Origin of the sequence: Catenibacterium sp. GCM10023432 (assembly GCF_042651925.1) — a bacterium.
Taxonomy (GTDB): Bacteria; Bacillota_I; Bacilli_A; order Erysipelotrichales; family Coprobacillaceae; genus Catenibacterium; species Catenibacterium mitsuoka.
The window spans coordinates 1-5,675 of record NZ_JBHSEB010000096.1; the positions used below are offsets into that span (position 1 = coordinate 1).

Below are 5,675 nucleotides of genomic sequence, written 5' to 3' on the forward strand. Positions count from 1 at the left end.
AAATTCACATATAATGGAAAATCAGCAACATGTACTAGCTCAACATATAGTAAAGCCAATTATTCAACAAGCTGGAAATTGAGTAATGCGAAAGCTTCTAAAACCGGTGCAACTGCATCTGCAAGCATAACAGCTAAGCAATATCATCAAAATGGATCACTGTTAAGAACAATAAATAAAACTGTAAAACTCACTTGTAGTCCTACCGGTTCATTATCTTAAAACAATCTTCTAGCATTTGAAACAATACAGACTCCTGATTCATAAGAAACTATTCTCTGTTTTTATTCAAAGCATCCCCCGATTAAATGTATATCAAAACACAAGAAAGACTGTGAGATCATAATCGTCAAATAGTATAGATAATATGAAATGACCTCCTAGTTGTCAAAACGTGGATTTAAACTCATAATAAGAATAGAAAACAAAAAGTGAGTTGTTACCATAACGACAATAGGAGGTCACTATGAAAAGTATAATTTATATTGGAATGGATGTCCATAAGAAGACATATAGTTTATGTGCATTATTGAAAGAAACTGGTGAGATTATTGGTGAAACTAAGATCCCTGCAGATGTAAGTCTTATCATCAAGTTCATTGAGAACGCCAAGAAATCAATTGACAGTGATGATGTTCAGATCAAGACAGGCTATGAAGCAGGATGCCTTGGCTATTCTCTTTACTGGCAGTTGGCCGAAAAAGGTATTGAATGTGATATTCTTGCACCATCAACTATGCACCGTTCTGCAAAAAATAAAGTGGTGAAGAATGATAGAAGAGATGCGAAAAATATTGCAGCTAACCTAGCTAACGGAACTTATAAGTCAGTTCATGTTCCAACAGATGAAGATGTAGAGATTAAAGAATACATAAGAATGATGCATGACTTTAAGATTGAACTAAAGAAAGTTAAGCAGCATATTAATGCATTCCTTTTGAGATTTGGTCATCAGTATCCCGGCAAATCAAAATGGATTCCAGCCCATATTAAGTGGCTTAAGGAACTTGAACTAAGTGATATGCATAGAGAAATACTTGATGAATATCTATCACAGCTTGAAATCCTATCTGAAAAGATAGAAAGATTCAAGCATAGATTAGAAGAGTTATCTCAAAAGGAAACATACAATGAGAAGATAGGTCAACTGCGCTGTATCAAGGGTATTGATACTACTGCAGCTATGACTATGCATGCTGAAACATCTGATTTTGATAGATTTCCTACTGCCAATGCTTTTGCATCTTATTGTGGTCTTACACCAGATGAAGATTCAAGCGGTGAGTCTTATCATAGATTGGGCATCACCAAGCAGGGAAACAGTATGATTAGAACAACTCTGGTAGAGGCTGCTCAGGTACTTGTAAGAGGGACTATAGGCAAAAAAGGCAAAAAAGTGAAATCAAAACAAAAAGATCAGGATGTAAAGGTTATAGATTATGCAGATAAGGCAGTTATTAGATTACAGAAGAAGTATCATCGTATGATTCTTAGAGGAGTTAAAAGAAATATCGCAATTACAGCAGTCGCAAGAGAGCTTGCATGCTTTGTATGGGGAATAGAGACTGGTCATATCTCATAAAAATCTTTATTAATATTTCAAGTTTAAAAGAAAGGAAATGAAGTGCCGTTAAATAGATAAAACAACCCAACATCGAAGGCATAGATGGACTTCAAATTAATAGTACAGGTTCAGCTATCTAAGACTATCCACTTTATGGCATTGTGAGTTCTTACTGAAAGTCGCGATTTAGTAAGAATAATAAAAGCAATGATCCATGCATATAGATTATAGAGCTGTCGACGAACCATTAACTTTTTGGTCCCAATCCACGTATTACAGTTTGGTTAACTGTCGCAGAATCTATATGATTTGAGGTCTTTCTATGCCCTTGATGATAAAACTTAATAGAAATATTATGAAAGTTTATTTAAGTCTTGACAACGGTCATTTCATAACAGTGGATAGAAATAGATCTCATCATATTAGATAATTGAAGTGTTTTTAGCCACTGAATTTATCTATATAGAGGATGCTGAGATTATTGATATTCAAAGCATTAATGATGATATTAAGATCTGGCAATGGATTGGAAGAATAAGGGTGATTAAATCTAAGAATTTAATCACCCTTTTCATTTACACCATATAATTTGGCGCTTACGAGATACCACCAAACTCTTTTTTATTACTAATCAAAAGGAGAGCTTCAATGTGCTCTCCTTTAAATTATTTCAGGAATTTCTTCTTATAATAATCATCAGAAACAACATGATAAATATTATAGAGTGAATATTCTTCACCATTGACTACATAAGTTAAACTAGAGATGTTAGGTTTTTTCACTCTTGTTTTTAGCTATTAGATACTTTCTCTAATGATTTCAACTCTTCACCATATATCTTAAAGTCATATGTTTCTATCTATCTTAGAAGTTTTGATTAATACCGTTAATCAAAATTTAAAATATCTTTTACCGTTAGACTTAGAATTAAGTAATGAAGGATTAAAAAAATGGCTTCAAAAAAGGACGATTCCTAGAAATAGAGCCTATGTTTCTAATTTTTTATCTCGATTAGGGTTAAATGAAAAAGATACAAAAGGTATTATTGATATATGTCAAGGCTTATCATTGAATGATAGTTATTGGGTTGTACAAGAAAATTGTAAAGACTTATTTAAAGATAAAAATCTTTATCATAATTCTTTTAATACAAATATTGCTTCCATTGCTTTTACAGGATATGGAAATTATACAAAAACTTCATTTAAATCATCGCCTGAATTTACAACAAATGGGATGCTAGCAAAATCATGGAGAAGAATAAAAAATAATATTATTCTTTATAAATCAGGAACAGAAGGATTTGCGAATAGTGGCTTAGAACCTTATAGTGAATACTATGCTTCACAAATTGCCAAAACAATGGATTTACATTATGTAGATTATGGACTTTCTAAATGGAAAGGGAAGCTTTGTTCAACATGTTTACTTTTCACAAATGAAAATGTATCTTATATTCCAGTTGGAAGAATTATTAAAACAGGTGGAATAGAGTCAGTTATTGATTATTATAAAAAGCTAGGTGAAAGCTATTATCAAGAATTATTAGATATGCTTGTTTTTGATGCAGTTATTTTAAATGAAGATCGTCATTTTGGTAACTTTGGTTTTTTAATTGATAATAAATCAAATAAAATTGTGGGATGTGCGCCTATTTTTGATAATGGATTATCACTTCTTTGTTATGCTATGGATGATGATTTTAAAAACATTAATCAATACATCCAAACAAGACTTCCTGCAACATATCAAGATTTTATTGCTTTTGTAAAACCACGTATGACAAAAAGACAAAAGGAAAAACTAAGAAAATTAATAGGTTTCAAGTTTGAAAGTCATTATAAATATCGATTACCTAGAAAAAGACTCAAATATTTGGAAGAAATTATTCAAAAAAGAGTTTTAGAATTATTAGAATAGTAGAGTATATCTACTATTTTCTTTATGCGCTCATCATCCTATTCTGTTACTTTGACAGACTCTGGCATATCATGATTATTTGTGGAATTTATTTATAACGTAATCTGGAAACACCTTATGTACATTAATACGCTTATTCTGATAATAGGTAATCAATGTGGTCTCAGTTACCTTAATATCTACCATCTTGCCTACATATTCATATGGAACTGAATACCAGTTCTTTTTTATAGGTTTTTTATTTCTTCTAATACTTAATAATCTCCTACAGTTATATGCTTATATGCTATAATTCTTATGTGGAACAACCGTATACGGTAGGTGGTTATCCTTGGTCGTTATGACGAAAGTACGCAATCCTTCGAAATTCATATTCCTAGAAGTTTTGGGAAAATTTGAAAAACGGAGGTGATGCGCAATGACAACATATGAAACAGTCATGGTGGTGTTAACATCGTTAGCATTTATTGTGTCTATTATAGGAATCATTGTAAAGTTACTTCTTATCATTATAGATAAAAGTGCAAAAAAATAACTACCTCAGCCTCGGGAAAAGTTTGAGATAGTTATTTCAATCATATAAAACCCAAGGACAACCGCTTACTGGTTGTTCCTTCTTCGTCTTTATTATAGTTTATGCTCAAATTAAAGTCAACATATGCGCATTATGGCTTATAGAAAGGAGATTGGGATTGTGAAAAAGATCTGTTTGATTATTATTTCTCTTATTCTTTGTGCCTGTCACACTACACCACAATTAGAAGGTACATGGAAATGTGAGAAATCTCCATTAGAAAATAAAGATATCTATACTGCATATCTCACATTAGAAATAGATAAAGATTTATCTTTTAATATGTATGATGCAGAAGCCGGTAATCCTGTCATAAGAGGAAAAATGATCAAGAAAGATGATACACTTACTCTCCAATGTGATCATCTTGATGATTTTGATCCACCTGCTTCATGGAAATCTATGAAAACAACTGAAACAATTCAATATTACTTCAAGAATAATAAACTGTATCTAAAGTATAATAACTCTACATTAGTGTTCTACAAGAAATAGAAGATTATATCTTCTGTTTTTTTTTGCTTTTAACTAATGCTCCAAACAATACAATAAGTATAATGGCTGAAAGCCAGAACTCTACTTTCATTTCTACAAGTATGAAACCAACTGAAAAGAGACTGATTAATTGATCAAAGTATTCAGAGATGTTATTAAAGACAGAAATCATCATCATAGCACCTGTTTCTATCATGATGATCATTAAGCATAATACAGTAATTACTATATGATTGATATGACATACCTGAATAAAGAAATAAAGGTTAATCACTGCAATAATATTTAATATATGAATCAACTGCCCTTTTGGATTCACAAGATAAGAGAGATATCTTGTACTGAATATAATATAAACAGGAAGATAATAAGACAACATTGTCATACTTTCTTTATAGTCCCCTATTCTATAGGCAAGATAGAAGATGAGTATTCCTACAATGATATCAATGATTAATCCAATCTTACGATTTCTTCTTTTCTTATACAGTTTCATCTCTTCTAGAGTAAGAGATGGAAGATGATATTTTTCTCTTTTACGATTGAATTCTTCATTCTGCTTCTTAAGTATATCATTCACATAATCATTCGATTGTGATTGTGCTTCTTCACTATAGTAGCTGATTGTATTTTGATGTGTATATGTATAATACACTTGATAGAGAGTACTGATAATAAGAAGCACTATACTAATAATAAGAGGAATCATATAAGGAACTGAAATAGACGGTAATATGAATACAAGAGCCAATACAATATAATCTAGTAGAATATTATATCGCTTGTTTTTCATAATAAGATCAATAAGAATAATCAGGATTGTTGCTTCTATAACCTTTCCGCCTGCATGAGATGTTGGGGTAAGAATCAAATAAAATACATGGTTCCATAAGAAGATGGTGTATCTAAAGAAGCTATTGATCCATGTGGTTTTCTTTCCTTGATCATGAAAATAATTCTTAATAAATGTATCATGATCTTCCTTAATAAGTGTATCTAATTCTTTATGGTTCATCTGTGCTGTGATTAATAGATCTAACAAGCTCATAAGTTGTTAAACCGCAAACTCTACCCATCTGATGACTGCAAATTATATTACCCAATATAATAATGTATTTTTAT

5 protein-coding genes and 1 pseudogene are annotated in these 5,675 nt (G+C 31.1%); 4 read left to right on the forward strand and 2 right to left on the reverse strand.

The window, feature by feature from the left end:
- From ACFOZZ_RS12110 to ACFOZZ_RS12120, 3 genes and pseudogenes are all read left to right on the forward strand, one after another.
- Nucleotides 1-222 (forward strand): annotated as a pseudogene (locus tag ACFOZZ_RS12110) (hypothetical protein); the annotation flags it as partial.
- Nucleotides 223-466: 244 nt separating this feature from the next.
- Nucleotides 467-1,582: an IS110 family transposase gene (locus ACFOZZ_RS12115; RefSeq protein WP_376815324.1), complete on the forward strand. Its 1,116-nt coding sequence runs from the start codon at nt 467-469 to the stop codon at nt 1,580-1,582.
- Between the two features lie 855 nt (nt 1,583-2,437).
- Nucleotides 2,438-3,484 (forward strand): XRE family transcriptional regulator, encoded by a 1,047-nt coding sequence (locus tag ACFOZZ_RS12120; RefSeq protein ID WP_376815325.1) that lies wholly within the window; start codon nt 2,438-2,440, stop codon nt 3,482-3,484.
- A 75-nt stretch (nt 3,485-3,559) separates the two neighbouring features.
- On the opposite strand, the gene ACFOZZ_RS12125 is transcribed toward ACFOZZ_RS12120, so the two are convergent.
- Nucleotides 3,560-3,670 (reverse strand): hypothetical protein, encoded by a 111-nt coding sequence (locus tag ACFOZZ_RS12125; protein ID WP_376815326.1) that lies wholly within the window; start codon nt 3,668-3,670, stop codon nt 3,560-3,562.
- A 508-nt stretch (nt 3,671-4,178) separates the two neighbouring features.
- Here ACFOZZ_RS12125 and ACFOZZ_RS12130 point away from each other — a divergent pair.
- Nucleotides 4,179-4,553, forward strand: a complete 375-nt coding sequence (locus ACFOZZ_RS12130; RefSeq protein ID WP_279068607.1) for a hypothetical protein — start codon at nt 4,179-4,181, stop codon at nt 4,551-4,553.
- A gap of 4 nt (nt 4,554-4,557) precedes the next feature.
- On the opposite strand, the gene ACFOZZ_RS12135 is transcribed toward ACFOZZ_RS12130, so the two are convergent.
- Nucleotides 4,558-5,601: a hypothetical protein gene (locus ACFOZZ_RS12135; RefSeq protein ID WP_376815327.1), complete on the reverse strand. Its 1,044-nt coding sequence runs from the start codon at nt 5,599-5,601 to the stop codon at nt 4,558-4,560.
- Nucleotides 5,602-5,675 lie beyond the last annotated feature (74 nt).

What these genes read in the sequence shown, in the direction of transcription:
- ACFOZZ_RS12135 (WP_376815327.1), bottom strand. Translation starts at nt 5,601, where the DNA reads ATGAGCTTGTTAGATCTATTAATCACAGCACAGATGAACCATAAAGAA.
- ACFOZZ_RS12125 (WP_376815326.1), bottom strand. Translation starts at nt 3,670, where the DNA reads ATGGTAGATATTAAGGTAACTGAGACCACATTGATTACCTATTATCAG.
- ACFOZZ_RS12115 (WP_376815324.1), top strand. Translation starts at nt 467, where the DNA reads ATGAAAAGTATAATTTATATTGGAATGGATGTCCATAAGAAGACATAT.